General features: G+C 74.7%; 19 protein-coding genes. 8 read left to right on the plus strand and 11 right to left on the minus strand.

Features of this window, described 5'->3' with window-relative positions; translation table 11 throughout:
- The first annotated feature begins 20 nt into the window (after positions 1-20).
- The 3 genes from ACIBQZ_RS14565 to ACIBQZ_RS14575 all read left to right on the plus strand — a co-directional run bounded on the left by ACIBQZ_RS14565 (position 21) and on the right by ACIBQZ_RS14575 (position 3492).
- The gene (locus tag ACIBQZ_RS14565) at positions 21-1523 is read left to right on the plus strand and encodes a long-chain fatty acid--CoA ligase (protein ID WP_396089071.1); all 1503 of its coding nucleotides are present in this window, start codon (positions 21-23) and stop codon (positions 1521-1523) included.
- Between the two features lie 294 nt (positions 1524-1817).
- Positions 1818-2666, plus strand: a complete 849-nt coding sequence (locus ACIBQZ_RS14570; protein WP_396089072.1) for an esterase/lipase family protein — start codon at positions 1818-1820, stop codon at positions 2664-2666.
- Between the two features lie 94 nt (positions 2667-2760).
- Positions 2761-3492, plus strand: a complete 732-nt coding sequence (locus tag ACIBQZ_RS14575) for a GAF and ANTAR domain-containing protein (protein ID WP_396089073.1) — start codon at positions 2761-2763, stop codon at positions 3490-3492.
- Here the strand turns inward: ACIBQZ_RS14575 and ACIBQZ_RS14580 are convergent.
- On the minus strand, positions 3476-3925 hold the full coding sequence (locus tag ACIBQZ_RS14580; RefSeq protein WP_396089074.1) for a nitroreductase/quinone reductase family protein: 450 nt from the start codon (positions 3923-3925) through the stop codon (positions 3476-3478). The two genes, ACIBQZ_RS14575 and ACIBQZ_RS14580, sit on opposite strands and share 17 nt — an antisense overlap.
- A gap of 206 nt (positions 3926-4131) precedes the next feature.
- Between ACIBQZ_RS14580 and ACIBQZ_RS14585 the strand changes: the two genes are divergently transcribed.
- On the plus strand, positions 4132-5025 hold the full coding sequence (locus ACIBQZ_RS14585) for a universal stress protein (protein ID WP_396089075.1): 894 nt from the start codon (positions 4132-4134) through the stop codon (positions 5023-5025).
- Here ACIBQZ_RS14585 and ACIBQZ_RS14590 read toward each other — a convergent pair.
- From ACIBQZ_RS14590 to ACIBQZ_RS14605, 4 genes are all read right to left on the minus strand, one after another.
- Complete coding sequence (locus ACIBQZ_RS14590) at positions 5007-6221, minus strand: hypothetical protein (RefSeq protein ID WP_396089076.1); 1215 nt, start codon at positions 6219-6221, stop codon at positions 5007-5009. The genes ACIBQZ_RS14585 and ACIBQZ_RS14590 overlap by 19 nt on opposite strands.
- 76 nt (positions 6222-6297) lie before the next feature.
- The gene (locus ACIBQZ_RS14595) at positions 6298-7296 is read right to left on the minus strand and encodes an Acg family FMN-binding oxidoreductase (protein WP_396089077.1); all 999 of its coding nucleotides are present in this window, start codon (positions 7294-7296) and stop codon (positions 6298-6300) included.
- A gap of 48 nt (positions 7297-7344) precedes the next feature.
- Positions 7345-8235, minus strand: coding sequence for a universal stress protein (locus ACIBQZ_RS14600; protein WP_396089078.1), 891 nt, complete (start codon positions 8233-8235; stop codon positions 7345-7347).
- On the minus strand, positions 8232-8453 hold the full coding sequence (locus ACIBQZ_RS14605) for a DUF1918 domain-containing protein (protein WP_396089079.1): 222 nt from the start codon (positions 8451-8453) through the stop codon (positions 8232-8234). The genes ACIBQZ_RS14600 and ACIBQZ_RS14605 overlap by 4 nt, the downstream gene beginning before the upstream one ends.
- 192 nt (positions 8454-8645) lie before the next feature.
- On the opposite strand from ACIBQZ_RS14605, the gene ACIBQZ_RS14610 reads away from it, so the two are divergent.
- Positions 8646-9644, plus strand: coding sequence for a zinc-binding alcohol dehydrogenase family protein (locus ACIBQZ_RS14610; RefSeq protein WP_396089080.1), 999 nt, complete (start codon positions 8646-8648; stop codon positions 9642-9644).
- Positions 9645-9650: 6 nt separating this feature from the next.
- Here the strand turns inward: ACIBQZ_RS14610 and ACIBQZ_RS14615 are convergent, their stop codons facing one another.
- Together ACIBQZ_RS14615 and ACIBQZ_RS14620 are read right to left on the minus strand one after the other, a co-directional pair.
- Complete coding sequence (locus tag ACIBQZ_RS14615; protein ID WP_396089081.1) at positions 9651-10166, minus strand: flavodoxin family protein; 516 nt, start codon at positions 10164-10166, stop codon at positions 9651-9653.
- Positions 10167-10179: 13 nt separating this feature from the next.
- On the minus strand, positions 10180-11073 hold the full coding sequence (locus ACIBQZ_RS14620) for a class I fructose-bisphosphate aldolase (RefSeq protein WP_396089082.1): 894 nt from the start codon (positions 11071-11073) through the stop codon (positions 10180-10182).
- 525 nt (positions 11074-11598) lie between these two features.
- Here ACIBQZ_RS14620 and ACIBQZ_RS14625 point away from each other — a divergent pair.
- Positions 11599-11937, plus strand: a complete 339-nt coding sequence (locus ACIBQZ_RS14625) for a Gmad2 immunoglobulin-like domain-containing protein (RefSeq protein WP_396089083.1) — start codon at positions 11599-11601, stop codon at positions 11935-11937.
- Between the two features lie 64 nt (positions 11938-12001).
- Here ACIBQZ_RS14625 and ACIBQZ_RS14630 read toward each other — a convergent pair whose 3' ends face one another.
- From ACIBQZ_RS14630 to ACIBQZ_RS14640, 3 genes are all read right to left on the minus strand, one after another.
- The gene (locus tag ACIBQZ_RS14630) at positions 12002-12475 is read right to left on the minus strand and encodes a universal stress protein (protein ID WP_396089084.1); all 474 of its coding nucleotides are present in this window, start codon (positions 12473-12475) and stop codon (positions 12002-12004) included.
- Between the two features lie 79 nt (positions 12476-12554).
- Positions 12555-13118, minus strand: coding sequence for a hypothetical protein (locus tag ACIBQZ_RS14635; protein ID WP_396089085.1), 564 nt, complete (start codon positions 13116-13118; stop codon positions 12555-12557).
- 94 nt (positions 13119-13212) lie between these two features.
- On the minus strand, positions 13213-14085 hold the full coding sequence (locus tag ACIBQZ_RS14640; RefSeq protein WP_396089086.1) for a universal stress protein: 873 nt from the start codon (positions 14083-14085) through the stop codon (positions 13213-13215).
- A gap of 205 nt (positions 14086-14290) precedes the next feature.
- On the opposite strand from ACIBQZ_RS14640, the gene ACIBQZ_RS14645 reads away from it, so the two are divergent.
- Together ACIBQZ_RS14645 and ACIBQZ_RS14650 are read left to right on the plus strand one after the other, a co-directional pair.
- Entirely contained in the window at positions 14291-14425 is a 135-nt protein-coding gene (locus ACIBQZ_RS14645; RefSeq protein WP_396089087.1) for a hypothetical protein, read from the plus strand.
- Between the two features lie 33 nt (positions 14426-14458).
- Complete coding sequence (locus tag ACIBQZ_RS14650) at positions 14459-14929, plus strand: Crp/Fnr family transcriptional regulator (RefSeq protein WP_396089088.1); 471 nt, start codon at positions 14459-14461, stop codon at positions 14927-14929.
- Positions 14930-14980: 51 nt separating this feature from the next.
- Here ACIBQZ_RS14650 and ACIBQZ_RS14655 read toward each other — a convergent pair whose 3' ends face one another.
- Positions 14981-16480 carry a DUF4389 domain-containing protein gene (locus ACIBQZ_RS14655; RefSeq protein ID WP_396089089.1) on the minus strand — a complete coding sequence of 500 codons (1500 nt, stop codon included), beginning with the start codon at positions 16478-16480 and terminating at the stop codon, positions 14981-14983.
- Positions 16481-16487: the final 7 nt, after the last annotated feature.

A 16487-nucleotide genomic window follows, 5' to 3' on the forward strand; every position in this document is an offset into this window, starting at 1 on the left:
ACGCCGGAAGGGAGCCGACGATGTTGAACCTTGCCGTGATCCTGCGTGAGTCGGCGGAAGCCCGCCCGGCCGCGCCCGCCCTGATCCACAACGGCGCGACCATGACGTACGCCGAACTGGACGCCCGCTCCGACGCGGTGGCCGAGGGCCTGCGCGCCCGGGGCATCCACCCCGGGGACCGGGTGGCGCTGCAACTGCCGAACGTGCCCGACTTCCCGGTCGCGTACTACGGCATCCTCAAGGCCGGCGCGGTGGTGGTGCCGCTCAACGTGCTGCTGCGGGCGCCGGAGGTGGCGTACCAGCTCGCCGACTCGGGCACCCGGCTGCTGATCACCTGGGCCGGCACGCTGGCGGACGCGGCGAAGGCCGCCGCCGAATGCGGCCTGACCGAGGTGTACGTGGCCGGCCCCGCCGAGGACCCGGTGCACCCGTTCACCGACCTGATGGCGCCGGTCACCGAGCCGGTCACCCTGTACGAGACGGAGCCCGGCGACACCGCCGCGATCGTCTACACCTCCGGCACCACCGGCCGGCCCAAGGGCGCGGAGCTGACCCACTTCCAGCTCTACATGAACGCTGACATCCCCGGCCGGCTCTTCACGATCGATCCGGACGACGTCATTCTCACGGTGCTCCCGCTGTTCCACGTCTTCGGCATGTCCAGCGCCATGAACATCGGCATCCGCTTCGGCGCCTGCCTGTCGCTGGTGTCGCGGTTCGTCCCGCAGCAGGTGCTGGCCACGATCGAACGCGACCGCGCGACCATCTTCGACGGCGTGCCCACCATGTTCGGCGCGCTGCTGGCCTGCCCGGAGCTGGACCGCTACGACACGTCCTCGCTGCGGGTCTGCGTCTCCGGCGGGGACTCGATCGCCGCCACCGTGCTCGACGCGTTCGAGCAGCGCTTCGGCGTCCCGATCCTGGAGGGGTACGGGATGACCGAGACCGCCTCGACGATCACCTTCAACGAGGGGCCCGACGAGCGCCGCGTCTACAGCGTCGGCCGGCCGGTCTGGGGCGTGCAGGTCCAGGTGTGGGACGAGGAGGACCGTCCGCTGCCGCCCGGGCGCGACCACGTCGGCGAGCTGGTCACCCGGGGTTACCACACGATGCGCGGCTACCACGGCAAGCCGGAGGCCACCGCGGAGGCGTTCCGCCACGGGTGGTTCCACACCGGCGACCTCGGTTACGCCGACGAGGACGGCTACCTGTTCATCGTCGACCGGAAGAAGGAACTGGTCATCCGGGGCGGGTACAACGTGTATCCGCGGGAGATCGAGGAGGTCCTGCACCGGCACCCGGCCGTCGCCCAGGCCGCCGTGGTCGGGGTGCCGGACGCGCGGCTCGGCCAGGAGGTCAAGGCTTTCCTGGTGACCCGGCCGGGCAGTGACCCGTCGGCCGACGAGATCATCGCGTACTGCCGGGAACGGCTGGCCGCGTACAAGTACCCGCGCCTGGTCGAGTTCCGGGACGACCTGCCGCTCAGCGGGGCCGGCAAGGTCCTCAAGAAGCTGCTCACCTGAGCGTCGCGCGTCCCGCCGACCAGGGACCAACGGCTCTGGTCGCGGGCCGCGCCCGGGTGCACGATGAAGGAGACCCACCGGTACCGGGGTGAAAGCCCCGGGTGGCGGAACGGGTGACCGGCCACGGCGGCGAAAGCCCGCGGCGCTCGCTCCTCCCGCCACAGGGCTCGAGGAGCGCCCGTCGGTGGGTCCGTCGTGCGGGGGCTGCCGGTGCCGGTGATCGTGAGTTAACCTCGGATAGTCCGGTAGGCCAGAGCCCACTGCGCAGGCCGGCGCGCCGCGAGAGGCGGCAGCATGGTGACCTCACCCGTGTCCGACCATCCCGTTCCGGGCGGCGAGCCGTGGCGGCCCGGTGCCGCCCACCCGGGCCGCGCGCCCGAACCCCACGAAAACCCGCCGAACTGGTTGCTGTTCTGCACGGACGCCGGGCGCGCCATCGGCAGCTCCGGGCTGAGCGCCGTGGGCCGCACGGTGCTGCGGGCCGCGCCGCGCGGCGACGGGCATCCCGTGCTCGTGCTGCCCGGGCTCGGCGGGGGGAACGGCTCCACGATCGTGCTGCGCCGCGCGCTGCAACGGCTCGGCTACCAGGTGTACGGCTGGAACCTGGGCCGTAACCGGGGCCCCACCGCCGAGGTGGTCGAACACGTGCCCCGCCTCGTCGTCGAGCTCGCCGAGCGGCACGGCGGGCGGGTCAGCGTGGTCGGCTGGAGCCTGGGCGGCATCTACGCACACGCCGCGGCGCGCGCCCATCCCCGCCGGGTCCGGCAGGTGATCACGCTGGGCAGCCCGATCCGCATCTCGCACCCCGCCCAGACCCACGCGATGGCGTACTACAACCGGCACGTGCACCGGCACGTCCCCGACCATCTGCTGCCGCCTTCGGAGCTGGTCCAGCCGCCGCTGCCGGTGCCGGCCACGTCCATCCTGTCGCGCTGGGACGGCATCGTGTCGTACCGGGCCTCGCTGCACCCGGTGCGCGAGCGCCACGAGAACATCGCCACCGTCAGCAGCCACTTCGGCCTGGGCCAGCACCCCGCGGTGCTGTGGGCGATCGCCGACCGCCTGGCCCAGCCGGAGGACTCGTGGCAGCCGTTCCGGCCGCCGGGGTTCCTGCGGCCGCTCTTCCCGCCGGTGCCCGACTGACAGCCGGCCGGGCACCGCGGGCCGTCCTCCTCTACCCCCGGTCCGCGCGCCGCGTGATCGTCAAGGTGCGGAACCGGTCGGGGAGGTGCACACCGTGGGCGCGGACGAGGAACTGGCACAGGGTTTCGCCCGCCTCGCCGGCTCGCTGTACCTGCCCGACGCCGAAGCGGTCCGCGGCCGGATCACCGCGGCGGCCACCGGGCTGGTGCCCGGCTGTGAGCAGGCGGCGCTCTCGCTGCTGGACCGGCACGGCGGCATCGTCACGGCCGCGGCGACGGGCCGGGCAGCCGTCCTGGCCGGCGAGATCCAGCGTGACCTCGGCGCCGGCCCCAGCCACGACGCCGTCCACGGCCGCCCGCTCTGCCGGATCGACGACCTGCTGGGCGACCAGGAATGGCCGGAGTTCGGCCGGCAGGCCGCCCGGCAGGCCGGCATCCGCTGCATGCTCGCGGTCCGCCTCGCCGCCGGCGACGACGTGCTGGGCGCCCTGAACCTGTACGCGAGCCGGCCGGACGCGCTCGGCGCCACCGCGGTGGCCCGGGCGGGCCCGCTGGCGGCACACGCCGCCCTGGCGCTGGCCGCGGCGGACTGCCGGAGGAGCTGCGCTGAGCTGCGGGAGGCGCTGCGCTCCAGCCGGTCGATCGGCATCGCGCTGGGCATCATCATGGCGCGGCACCGGGTGACCTCGCGGGACGCGTTCGACGTGCTGCGCCGGTGCGCCCAGCGGCAGCACCGCAAGGTCCGCGACGTGGCGGCCGACATCGAGCTCACCGGCGAGGTGCCCGAGGAAGGGCGGCGGCGGTCCGGCGCTACGGCACCGGGGTGAGCCGGATCAGCGGCAGCGGGTGGCCGGCCCGCCGCGGGTACCGGGCGTAGTCCGGCGCCGCCCGGAGCACCTGCTGCCAGTGCGTGGCCGTTTCCGCGTCGCTCAGCCGCTCCGCGCGTACGGTCAGCGTCCGGCCCTCGACCTCGACCCGGGCCCGGGGCTCGGTCAGCAGGTTGAGGTACCAGCCGGGCGGGGCCGGCAGCCCGCTGTTGGCCGCGACGACGATCATGCTCTCGCCGTCCGGGAAGTACTGCAGCGGCACCGTGCGCTCCCGCCCGGACCGGCGGCCTCGGGTGGTCAGCACCAGGGCCCGGCGGTGCCACAGCCGGGCGGCCCGGCCGCGGGTCCGGCGCAGCACCCAGGCGCCGAAGCGGACGGTCCGGGTGTCGATGGTGTGCTCGATCCGCATCCTGAGCCGTTCACCGCGCCTCATCGTCGCCTCCAGGTCACCGGTGGTCCCGTCCCAGTGCACATCTCCGGTGCCCCGGCCCGGCAGAGGCGATGGACCCTGCCCGGAACACAGGTCCGCCGGCCGGGTAAGTGTCGAAAGCCCTGGGCGGCCGGGGCCGCCGAGGAGGAGGCTGGAGGAGAGGTCATCAGCAGCAGGGCCTCGTCGACGGGCACAGTCAGGAGCCGGCCATGACGATCACACCAGTCCGACTGATCCTGGGCTACGACGGATCACCGCAGTCCACCGCGGCGATCGAGGCCGGCGCCGCGCTGTTCCCCGGCGCCCTGGCGTGGATCACCCACCTGTGGACACCGCCGTTCGCCAGCGAGCCGCTGCGCCGGCGGCTGTGGACCGGCCGGCGACAGCTGAACGAGTTCGTCGCGGCGGTCGAGCGCGAGGGCCAGCGCGAGGCCGAACGCCTGGCGGCGAACGGGGTGACCCTGGCCCGCGCCGCCGGGTGGGAGGCCGAGGCGGTGGTGCGGCGCACTTACGGCGGGGAGGGGCTCGAGTTCGGTCAGCTCGCCGCCGAGCTGGACGCCGACCTGGTGCTGCTGGGCTCGCGCGGGCTGGGCGGCACCAAGGCGCTGCTGGGCAGCGTGTCCGACATGGTGGTGCACTACAGCCCGCGCCCCGTGCTGGTCGTGCCGCACCCGCTGCTGTCGGCCGAGACGGCCGCCCTGGCCGGCGGCCCGGTGGTGGTCGGCTGGGACGGATCGCCGGGCGCCCGGCAGGCGCTCACCGCGGCCCGATCCCTCTTCCCGGTACGGGAACTGCTGCTCACCGCCGTCGACCGGGCCACCGCGGAACCGGCCGACGACGTGGACGCCACCGGCGGCAAGGTCACCGTGATCCACCTCGACAGCCGGCACGAGGGTTCGGCGTCGGCCGTCGCCGAGACGCTGGTCGGCTACGCCCGCACCCGGAAGGCGGCGGCGCTCGTCGTCGGGTCCCGGGGCCGGTCGCTGATGCGCGAGGTCCTGCTGGGGTCGGTCGCGATGGCGACCCTGCACCACTCGCACCGGCCGGTCCTGGTCGTGCCGCACGAGGACGTCCCGCCCGCCGGTCACCCGGTCACCGCGTAGATCCGGCCGGCCGCCGAGCGGCTCTGCACGACCAGGGTCCGGGTGCGGCCGGCCGCGGTGATCGCCAGCGGCCGCAGGGAGCGTGCCGCGTTCGACAGCCGCACCGTCTGCGTGGACCAGCCGCCGCCCGCCCGGGTGGCCAGCACGATGCCGGTGCGGTCGGCGGACGGCCAGGCCACGTCGACCCGGCCGGGTCCGGCGGCGATGACCGGGGCGCCACCCGCGGCGGTGAACACCGCCGGCTCGCGGGGCCGGGCGGGTTGCGGGGTGATCAGCACCGCGCTGTCGGCCGGGCCGTCGGGGTCCAGGCCCTGCCGCTGCCAGGCCAGCCAGGTCGTCCCCGCGGCCCGGGACAGCACCGGGTGCAGCGCGGCCGGGCCCGGGCCCGCGGGAACGGAGACTGTGGCCCGCCAGCGGCCGTCCGGTGCTGACGTGGCGAACCGCAGCTCGTCGTTCTGCGTACCGGTTGCGGCTCCCCGCACGTCGCGCGCCCAGACCAGGACCGCGCCGCCCGCCCGGCCGGGGAGCAGCGCCAGCGCCGGGTTGGTCTCCTGGCTCCCGGCCGGCGGCGTGGTGATCGGCCGGGCCGGCCGGGGTCCGCCGAGGGTCCCGGCCTGGAACAGCCGGGTCGCGGGCGACGAGGAGTCCGGGTCCGGCAGCGCCTGGGCCCAGACCGCCCACCAGCGCCCGCCGCGGGCCACCAGGGCCGCGCCCTGCACACCGCTGCCGACCGCCGAGCCCCGCAGCGTCGAGATCGTCCGGGGCGCGGCCCAGCCGCCGGCCCGGGTACGCCGGCCCAGCATCACCCGGTCGTAGCCGGCCGAGTCCAGGTACAGCAGCCAGCTGCCGGTGCTGTCGGCGGCGGTGGCCAGCACGTCACCGTGGTACGGGCTGCGGGCCTGCGCCCACCGGCCGGCCCGGCCCTGGAAGTACCACAGCGGATCGTCGGTGCAGGTGCCGCGGACGTAGCCGGCGAACCCGTGAACCCGTCCGTCGGGGCCGGCGGTGGCGGCGGCGGTCGAGACGTCCGGCTGGCAACCGGGGTCCAGCGCCGTCACCGCCGCGGACCAGCCGGGCCCGGCCGCCGGTGTCGCCGCCGCCGGTCCGGTGAGGACCAGGAAACCCAGCGAAGAAGCCAGCGCCAGGGTGGAGACGACCCGGAACCGGCCCGGACTCGTCCCGGAAGAGCTGTTCATGACCGTCCTCTCAACTGGAGGTGAGGAAAGCCCGCGCGGGCAGCACCGCCAGCGGGCGGCCGTGACCGTCGTGGGTTTACTGGCCGACGTCGATGATGTCGCCGGGGTCGCGGCGGGGCGTCGGCGGCAGCGGCTCGGCCGAGCCGGCGTAGCCGAGGCGCACGGCGACGTACGGCTCGCCCTGGCCGGCCAGCAGGTAGCGGAGCAGGTGACGGGGCCAGGTCACCTCGACGGCGTCACTGAGCGGCGCCGTGGCCAGTCCCTCGGCGGTGGCCTTGAGCAGCAGGGCCGAGAGCGCCTCGCCGCCGTGCAGCAGATCGACGGGCCGGTACCCGATGCCGAACACGATGACGTACGCCGCGCCCTGGTCCCGGCCCTCGCCGGCGGCCATCGCGTGCCCGCCCTCGGGGTCGAAGTCACGCACCGGCACCGGCCGCAGGCCCGGCTGCACCGCGGTCGCCGGCGGCACCCCGTCGCCGCTCTCCGGCGGCCGGTTGGTCCACCGCCGCAGCTGCTCGCGGTATTCCGGGTCGTCGAGCTCCGCGGCGGCGGCCAGATCGGTGGTGACGGCCAGCATCGCCAGCTGGTCCTGGCGGACGATGTGCAGGCGGGCGCCCTCGTCCTCGACGAGCCGGCGCAGCTCCTCGAGCGCCGCGCCGGGCACCTCCCGGGTGCCGAACGCGCGCCGGTCGGTGTGCCGGTGCTCGATCGCCGCCGCCAGCGCCAGGTCCTCCGGGTCCACCGGCTGCCGGCCCGCGAGGGTCAGCACGGCCAGCAGGTCCCCGTCGTCCGGGTCGGGCAGGCGCACCACGGTGACCGCCCAGCCGGCGGCCGCCAGCGCGATCCGCGCGTGGTGCAGCACCGCGCCGCAGCTCAGCATCAGCAGGTTCCCGTCCGGGTCGGTGGCCTCCAGCCGGCGGACGGGCTCGGTCCGGAGCTCCATGGCGTGGCCGGTGATGCGCCAGCGCCACGGCTGGGTGTTGAACACCGAGGGCGCCCGCAGGGACGCGCGCGCGGCCGACTCCAGGACGGTGCGTGCTTCACTGCCGGTCACCCGGCCGGACGACGTGGTCATGCTGACCACCTCCTGCTCTGGGCCTGTCCCTGCCGGGAGTTCCGGGTGTCAGGGGTGCGAGGCGTCGGGTCGGACCACGACGGCCGGGCAGGCCGCGTGGTGGATCAGGTGCTGGCTGACCGAGCCGAGCAGCAGCCCGGCCACGCCGGTGTGGCCGCCGGTGCCGACCACCACGAGCTGGGCGGACCGCGACCGCTCCACGAGCAGCCGGCGGGCGGAACCGTGCATCACCTCGCGGTGGATCGGCACGTCGGGATACCGCTGCGCGACCCCGGCCAGCGCCTCCGCCAGCACCCGCCGCTCCTCCCGGTCGCCGGACCAGGAGTCGTAGGACATCGGCAGGGTGTCGTTGAGCTCGGTGATCGAGGTGCCGCCCCAGGCGTGCAGCGCGACGAGGTCGGTGCCGCGCAGCGCGGCCTCCTCGACGGCGAAGTCGAGGGCCCGCGCCGACCCGGCGGTGCCGTCCACGCCGGCCACGACCGGGCCGGCGCTGTGCCGGTCGCCGCGTACGACCAGCACCGGGCACGAGCCGTGGGTGGCCGTCTGCGCGGCGACGGAGCCGATGAGCAGTTCCGAGAAGCCCCCGAGCCCGCGATCACCGAGGACCAGCAGGACCGCCCGCCTGGTCTCGTCCCGCAGGATCTGGGCGGGTCCGCCGTTCAGGATCTCCGCGGTGATCCGGGTGTCGGGGGCGACCTTGGCGGCGAGCAGCAGCGCCTCGTTCACGATCTCGTGCGCCGCGTCGCGGAACGCCCGCAGCGACGGCCCGGCCAGGCCGGGCGCGACCGCGGTGCCGAGCGTCGGCCACGCGAACGCGTGCACGAGCCGCAGCGGACGGCGCCGGAGCACCGCCTCGGCGGCGGCCACCTCGACCGCGTCGAGGCTGCGCCGGGAGCCGTCGACGCCGGCCACCACGGGGGCGCCGGCCAGGGCGGTCATGACGGCGGCTGGGCCGCCCCGCGGCTGCGGGGTGCGGCCGGTTCGATGTGGGCCTGCGGCCCGGGGAAGATGAGGGAGGCCCGGCCGTCGTCGAGCCACCGGACCTCGTACGGCGGGGTGCCGTCGCCGTGGTGCACGGCCGTGATGACGGCGGTGCGGCGCCCGTCGCCGAGGTGCGTGCCCTCGAGGACGAGCCGGTCACCGATGTGAGCGTGCATGGCGAGCCTCCCTTGGGTGCGTCCGGTTGCTGGCCGGTGGGGGCGCCCACCGGGCTCCGATGGGCGTCAAGGAAAGCATCGCCGGGGCCGCAGGCAGCAGAAAGGGCCATTGGTCCCGCTTCATCCGGGCCTGGCCCGGCGGGCCGGGGAGCGCGAGGATGGACCGGTAGGCGCCGGGGAGGAGTGGTCGTCGTGCAGGCTTGGCAGGTGCGGTCCCCGGGCCCCGACATCGCCCGGGCGCTGCGGCGGGTGCCGATGCGGGTGCCGCGGCCGGCGCCGGGTGAGCTGCTCGTGGCGGTCGAGGCCTGCGGGGTGTGCCGCACCGACCTGCACGTCGCGGCGGGGGAGCTGCCGGTGCGCCGGCCGTCGGTGGTCCCCGGCCACGAGGTGGTGGGTCACGTGCTCGAGCCGGGGGCCGGGGTCACCGGGTTCCGGCCGGGCGACCGGGTCGGCATCGCCTGGCTCCGCGAGACGTGCGGCGCCTGCCGCTACTGCCGTGCCGGGGCGGAGAACCTCTGCCCGCGGTCGCGGTACACCGGCTGGGACGCCGACGGCGGTTACGCGGACTGCACGACGGTGCGCGCGGACTTCGCCTACGCCCTGCCGGACGGCTACTCCGTGGCCGAGCTCGCGCCGCTGCTCTGCGCCGGGATCATCGGCTACCGCGCGCTGCGCCGCGCCGAGCTGCCGCCGGGCGGACGGCTCGGCATCTACGGCTTCGGCGCCTCCGCGCACCTCACCGCGCAGGTGGCGCTCGCGCAGGGCGCCCGGGTGCACGTGCTGACCCGGTCGGCGCGGGCGCGGGAGCTGGCGCTGGAGCTCGGGGCCACCTCCGCGGGCGGGGCATCCGATGCGCCGCCGGAACCGCTCGACGCCGCCGTGCTGTTCGCGCCGGTCGGTGACCTGGTCCCGGTGGCGCTGCGGGCGCTCGACCGGGGCGGCACGCTGGCGGTGGCCGGGATCTACCTGAGCGACATCCCGGCGCTGAACTATGAGCGGGAGCTGTTCCAGGAGCGCACCCTGCGCAGCGTCACGTCGAACACCCGCGAGGACGGGCGGGCGCTGCTCGACTTCGCCGCCGGCCACAAGCTGACCGTGGCGGTCACCCCGTACCCGATGGCGCAGGCCGGCGCCGCCCTCGCCGACCTGGCCGCGGACCGCGTCAACGGCGCGGCCGTCCTGCTGACCTGAGCGCGCTCAGGTCGCGGGCTGCGTCGCCGCGACGGTCGCCGCCAGCGTCGCGCCCCACTGCCGGGCGTTCTTCTCCTCGTGCACCTCGAGCGGCCCGGCCGACGACCGCACCAGGAAACTCTGCGCCGGCAGCACGATGCGGCAGCCCAGTCGGCGCAGCTGGCGCTGCGCCCGGCGCGCTGCCGAGCCCGGCAGCAACGGCTTGTCGATCCGGGTGTCGAACGCGGCCGCCGCGATGCCCGGCAGCAGCGGCGAGCAGTCGAGGTACTCGCGGATGCCGACGTCGGTGGCGCCGGGCCGGACCGTGCCCTGCTGGGCGGCCGACTCGCGGGTGGACGGCCGGCTCATGCCGAACGCGTGCGTCGGCCCGCCGATCACCAGCAGGTCCGTGCCGAGCGCGGGCGGCATGGTGCTGACGTCGGCCAGGGTGACCTCGCACCGCTCCGCCAGGCCGTCGGCGATCGCCCGGGCGATCTGCTCGGTGTTGCCGAACATCGATTCGTAGACGACGAGCGCCTGCATGACGGCCCCTCCTTCACGCGGTCGGATACTTGGCGAGGATCTCGCGGAGCCGGTCGACGAAGCGCAGCGACTCGTCGTGGTCGCGCTGCCACACGTTGCGGCCGAAGATGAGGCCGGTGGCGCCGGCCGACATGGACTCCTCCGCCTTGGTGATCATCACGTCGTCGCCGGCCCGGGAGCCGCCGGAGACCAGCACCATGGTGCGGTTCGCGGCCCGGACGACCGCGTCGATGGCCTGCTGGCTGCTGAAGTCCGCGGTGTACGCGGCCGGCACGTCGGCGTGCTTCTCCGGGTGCGGGAAGTTCACCTTGACCACGTCGGCGCCGAGCTCGCTGGCCGTACGGGCGGCGTAGTGCACCGCGTAGAACGAGTCCTTGCCGCCCTTGTGCTCGATCGCCTCACCCCGCGGGTACGCCCACACGATCAGCGGCATCCCGAGCCGCTGCGCGTCCTGGCGCACGACCCGGTACTGGGCGAAGTCGGCGTCCTGGGCCGGCGATCCGACGTAGAGGGTGTAGCCGACCGCGTCCGCGCCGAGCCGTACGGCGTCCTCGACCGAAGCGTGCAGCGGCGAGAGCGCGCGGTCGTCGGCCGGGATGTCGGTCTTGCCGTTGAGCTTGAGGATCAGCGGGACCTCGCCGGCGTAGTCCCAGTAGAACTTCTCGGCCAGTCCGATCTGGATGGCGATGCCGTTGAAGCCGCCCTCCAGGGCCAGCCGGATGATGTACCTGGGGTCCGCGGCGATCGGGTCGGCGAAGAAGTCCCGCGGCCCGTGCTCCAGGCCCTGGTCGTACGGCAGGAACAACGCCGTGCCGTTGCCGAGCCCGTGCTTGTAGAGAATGCGGTGCAACCGGGCCTTCTTGCCCGCGCTGAGCCCGCAGCTCGAGAGCCTCAGCCGTGCCGTCATGACAGTCTCCTTTCCTTCACCGTCCACGCTCGTCAGCGCGGCGCGCAGGCACCAGAGTCCGACGGCCCGTGCGGCGGGAAGGATGGCGTTCGGCCCTGGCGGACGAGCCGTGCGACATGGCGGCGGTGGGGTGTTCCTCACCGGCACCGTCGTCGACCACCGCGTCCGCCACGATGACCGTCACCGTGTTCTTCCACAAGGGTGCCGGCGCCGACCCGTCCCGGGTGGTCGCGGTCCGGCGGACCGGGCCCCGCACCGTCCGGGTGGCCGAGGCGTCGCTGCGGCAGCTGCTGGCCGGGCCGACGGCGAGCGAGCGCAAGGCAGGCGTGCTACTGGTCGCACTTCTCCGCCGCGACCGCCGGCATGCTGAACGGCATCCGGATCAGCGGCGGGTGGCCTACGCGGACTTCCGGGACCTGCGCGCGACGATCCCCAACGCGAGCTCCAGCGCCGGCAGCGCGGCGCTGCTGGCCGAGCTCGACGGCACCCTGCGCCAGTTCGCGAGCGGGCCGGACCACGTTCACCGTGCTGGACGCCACCACCGAGACCATCCGGGTCGACCGGCCGCGCAGCGCCATCAGCCCCGACGAGCCGGCCCGGATCACCTCGCCGGTGACCGTGACCGGGGCGGCGCTGACCTTCGAGGGCGTGGTGACGGTACGCGTCGTGCAGGTGACCGGGACGACCGTGCGGCAGCTCGGCACCGGCTCCGTCGTCGGCGGCGGTGACGTGCTGCGTCCGTTCACCGGGTCGGTGAGCTTCACCGCGCCCGGCTCCGGCACCGGCTGGGTGCTGGCCGGCGAGCGTTCGGCGCTGAACGGGTCGGTGACCAAGGTGACCGCGATCCGGGTGGCCTTCGGCTGAGCGGACGATGACGTGGCGAGGCCGGGCCACCTGCACCGAGGTGGCCCGGCCTCGTCGCGGCACGTCACTGCGTCAGCACCGGCGTGGTTGCCGGCTCCTGCCGCTCGACCGGAACCGGGATCACGACCACCGGGCAGGCGGCCTTGCGGATGCACTCCTCGCTGACCGAGCCGAGCACGGTGTGCCGGACCCGGCTGTGCCCGTGGCTGCCCAGCACGAGCAGGTCGGCCGCGCGCCCGGCGGCGCTGAGCACGTCCGCGGGGCGGCCCTCGACGACCTCGCCCGCAACCGGCAGGCTGGAACCGTGCCGGGCGACCAGCGCCTTGATCTCCCGGTCCAGCAGCCGGCCGGCGCGCTCGGCCTCCTCCTGCGGGCGGGTGGCGGCGATCGGGCCGTACTCCATGCCGTCCCAGGACCAGGCGACGACCGCCTGCACGGCGCCGCCGCGGGTGGCGGCCTCGCCGGCCGCCCACTCCAGGGCGCGGCGCCCGCCCTCCGACCCGTCGACTCCGACGACGATCAGGTAGGTGCTTTTCATGACTACTCCTCCTTCGTACGGGTGAAGACGCGTGGGGCGACACCCGGTGTCGGATGCCGCCCCACGCTCGCTGCCGGATTCACTTGAGCCAGGGGAGACGCTGCACGATGGGCAGGCTGCTCCAGAACTTGCCGAAGCCGAGGGTGTGGCCGGCCGCGGTGAGCGCGAGGAGGACCAGGACGCCCGCGTAGATCAGGTGGTCGTCCATGAACGGGTTGTTCTCCGGCGGGAGGACGGCGGTCCACATGAGCACCAGCAGCAGCGATCCGGCCGCGGCGGCGATCCGCATGCCGACGCCGAGCAGCAGCGCGATGCCGATCCCGGCGAGGCCGATCATGAACAGCCAGTCGGCCCAGGCGGCGCCGGCGATGTTGTGGTACATGCCCTCGAACGGGCCGCTGACGGCGTTGCCGAGGAAGCCCTTGGTCGGGCTGCCGCCGTCGATCCAGGCGTTCTTCGCGGGGGTCGCCCGGCCCAGCCCGAACAGCTTGTCCAGGAAGGCCCAGAGGAAGACCCAGCCGAGCGCCAGCCGGAGCCCGGCGAGCACGTAGCGGGTGGCCTTCTCGGCGGTGGTCTCGGCCGCGGTACCCGCGACGTTCTCTCTGGTGGGGTTGTGGTGGGTGGCGGCGGTCATGGCTTCCACGTCCTTTCTGGATCCTCATGTGACACGTCTATTCAGCGCCGTGGATGGCGTGGGGTGGAGAGGCGGCGTACCGGTCGGCCCGGGACCTTCGGCCCTACTTGGGCCGGGACCGCACGATCAGCACCGGGCAGTCCGCGTGGTGCAGCAGCTGGAGCCCGGTGGAGCCGAGCAGCGCGCCGGCGATGCTGCCGTGCCCGTGGCTGCCCACGATCACCAGCTGGGCGCGGTGCGAGACGCCGGTGAGCACCGCCGCCGGGCTGCCGTGCGAAATCGTGACGTCGACCTTCACCTCGGGGTACCGGTCGCGCCACGGCGTCAGCAGCTCCTCCAGCCGGCGCCGTTCGTCGGCGTCGTCCTGGGGCGTGGTGAAGTCGACGACGGGCACTCCCGCCATCCACAGCGGGGGCGGCGGCGGATAGGCGCGCACCACGGTCAGCCCGGTGTCCCGGCCGGCGGCGGCCTCGAAGGCCGTGCCGAGCACGAGTCCGGCCGTGGGGGAGTCGTCCGCCCCGACGGCGACCGGACCCTCGCCGACAGCGCCGCGGCCGCGCACGACGACCACCGGGCAGTCCGCGTGGGTGGCCACCCGCTGGCCCACCGAGCCGAGCAGCAGGCTGGCGAAGCCGCCGTGGCCCCGGCTGCCCAGGACGATCAGGTCGGCGTCGGCGGCGGCGTTGAGCAGCTCGGGTGCCGGGCTGCCGATGAGGGTGGCCACCTTCACCTGGACGGCGGGTGCGACCGCCCGCGCCCGGGCCGAGGCGTCGGCGACGACGGCGTCGGCGAGCTGGCGGGACACGTCGATGTACTCGGTGCCGCTGTCGTACCGGGCCGACCGCCACTCCCAGTCGAACACGTGCACGACGCGCAGCACCCGGTGACGGCGTTCGGCCTCGGCGGCGGCCCACTGCACCGCGGCCTGGCTCGCCGGTGTGCCGTCGGTGCCTACGAGGATCTCCTTGGTGCTCATGACAGACCCCTTCCGGCTCTTTCCCCGATGGTCCGGCCGCTCCGGCCCGGGGGTAAGGGCGTCAGGTCCCGCCCGCGCAGGACGGGCGGCCCGAATCCGTTGTCACGGGCCGAAAGTCCCGCGCCGGGGGTGCCCCGGACTCTGCCGGCCCCCGGCCGGCCGGAGCGATGATCAAGGCCAGTCGGAAAGCTTGGGAGGTGCCGTCATGTCGTGGCTCATCCTCGTGATCCTCGTCGTGCTGGCGATGCTGATCGTCGCCGGGCCGGTGCTCGAGGACCTGATCGACCGGGTCTGGCCGCCGGAACACGGCACCGCACCGCATCGTCCACGCCGGCACTGACCCACCGGCAGCGCCACCACCGGGAGGGCCGTCATGGCCGCGTTGTCCGTCTTTGATCAACTTGTCGTGCATCCCTTCCTGGCCGGCCTGCCCGGCGAACACCTGCAGCGCCTGGCGGTGCACGGCCGCCCGGTGTTGCGGCACACCGGCTACCGGCTGTTCCGGGAGGGCGGCCCGGCAGACCGGTTCTGGCTGCTGCGTACCGGGGTCGTGGCGCTCGACTTCCACGTGGCCGGGCGCGGTGACATCGTCATCGAACGGGTCGGCGCCGGCAGCGTGGTCGGCTGGTCCTGGCTGCTGCCGCCGAACCGGTGGACGCTCGGCGCGATCGTGGCGGAGGACTGCCACGCCATCGAGTTCGACGTCGCCGGGGTGCGCCGGCTGCTGGCCGAGGAGCCGGAGCTCGGCCGTGAGCTCACCACGCGGTTCCTCGCCGTCATGGGCAGCCGCCTGCAGGCGTCGCGGCACCGGCTGGTGGAGCTGTACGCGTACCCGGCCCACTGATCAGCCGCAGCCGGAACGGAGAGACCCGGAACGGGTCTCTCCGTCGTGCCGCTACGACGCGATGACCGCGGGCGGCGGCGGGAAGTGCTGCGGAGACGGCGGAGGCGGTTCCGCCCCGGACGGGGGCTCGCTGTGCCGGCGGCCCAGCGCGACGCCGCCCAGCACGATGAGTCCGATGCCGAGCAGGCCGAGCAGGATGCCGGCGCCCAGCACGCCGCCACCGAGGGCGGTCAGGTCGGGGATCTGCGCCGAGCCCCGGACCCGGGTGCCGAGGTCCACCGAACCGTCGGCGTTGGCCAGCACGACGGTGTAGTTGCCCTCGGTCGCCTGCCACTCCAGGGTCGTGGTGTCCGTGCCGGTCGTGGCCGCCAGCCAGAAGTCCTGCCCGGTCGGCGCGGGCACGGCCCGCACGGCGCCGGTGGTCCGCTCGTAGCCGGCCACGCCGTCATCGACGTTCACGATGCTGTCCCGCGCGGTGCCGGACAGCCAGGACTCCACGTCGGACTGCCGGGCGATGCCCACGAACACGGCCTTGCCGGTCGTGCTCGACGCCGTGATCCGGACGCCGCCGACGTCGGCGAGGTTGCGGGCCCAGAAGTCCCCGCCCTCGATCGTGATGCCGTCGGCGGTGATGGCGGCGGTGGAGCTGCTCGCGCGCACCACCGGGCTGGTCACGTACCCGGAGCTGTCGCGCATCCCGTCGAAGACGAGCAGGGCCGTGCCGGCCGCGCCGAGCCCGGCGGCCGGGATCAGCAGCACCGCGCCGGCCACCAGGGCGATGACGGCGCCGGCCACCGAGCCGTGCGCGGGACCGTCCGGCCGTGCCGGGGTGATCGGGCCGTCCGGAGCGGCCGGTGCCGCCGCGGGATCGCCGGCCCGGGCCGGCCCGGGCGGGTCGTCGTCGGGCTCGTCGTCACCCTGGTCCAGGCGGAACGGCGGGTAGTCCGGGGTGAGCAGGATGAGGTACGCGATCACCCGCAGGTTCCACCGGCCCACGCCGACCAGCAGGTCGTACAGCCCGCGCGGGTAGCGGGCGGTGAACAGCAGGCTGAGCCCGGCGATGAGGACGCCCACGGTCACCAGGCCGAGCGGTGCCGAGGTGGTGGTGCCGTCGCCGGTGTCGAAGGTCCAGCTCGCCGCGCCGCCGAGCGCCGCGAGCAGCAGGATGTGCGGCACGGCCAGCAGCCAGGCCACCAGCGGCAGCCAGCGCGGCGGCGGGCCGGTCTCGGCGAGCCGCACCCGGGCCGGATAGTCCGGCACGTCGGCGAGCGTGAACGGCGGATACCGGTCGGTGCCGAGCGCCTGGTAGCCGTAGTAGTTGACCCGCCAGCTCCAGCGCAGCACCGCGAGGTTGTACGACCGGATCGCGGGCGGGTACCTGCCGGTGAGCAGGACCGCGAGATAGGCGACCAGGGTGAGCACCACCACGCCGACCCACAACACAGCCAGGACCAGGAAGTGCGGGATGAGCAACGCCCACTTGACGAGCCACAGCCACCGGCTCAGGGTCTCGTCACGACGTGCCTCGACCCGCAACGGATAGCGGTTCATGACACCT

Source organism: Actinoplanes sp. NPDC049599, from assembly GCF_044465625.1.
Lineage (GTDB): Bacteria > Actinomycetota > Actinomycetes > Mycobacteriales > Micromonosporaceae > Actinoplanes.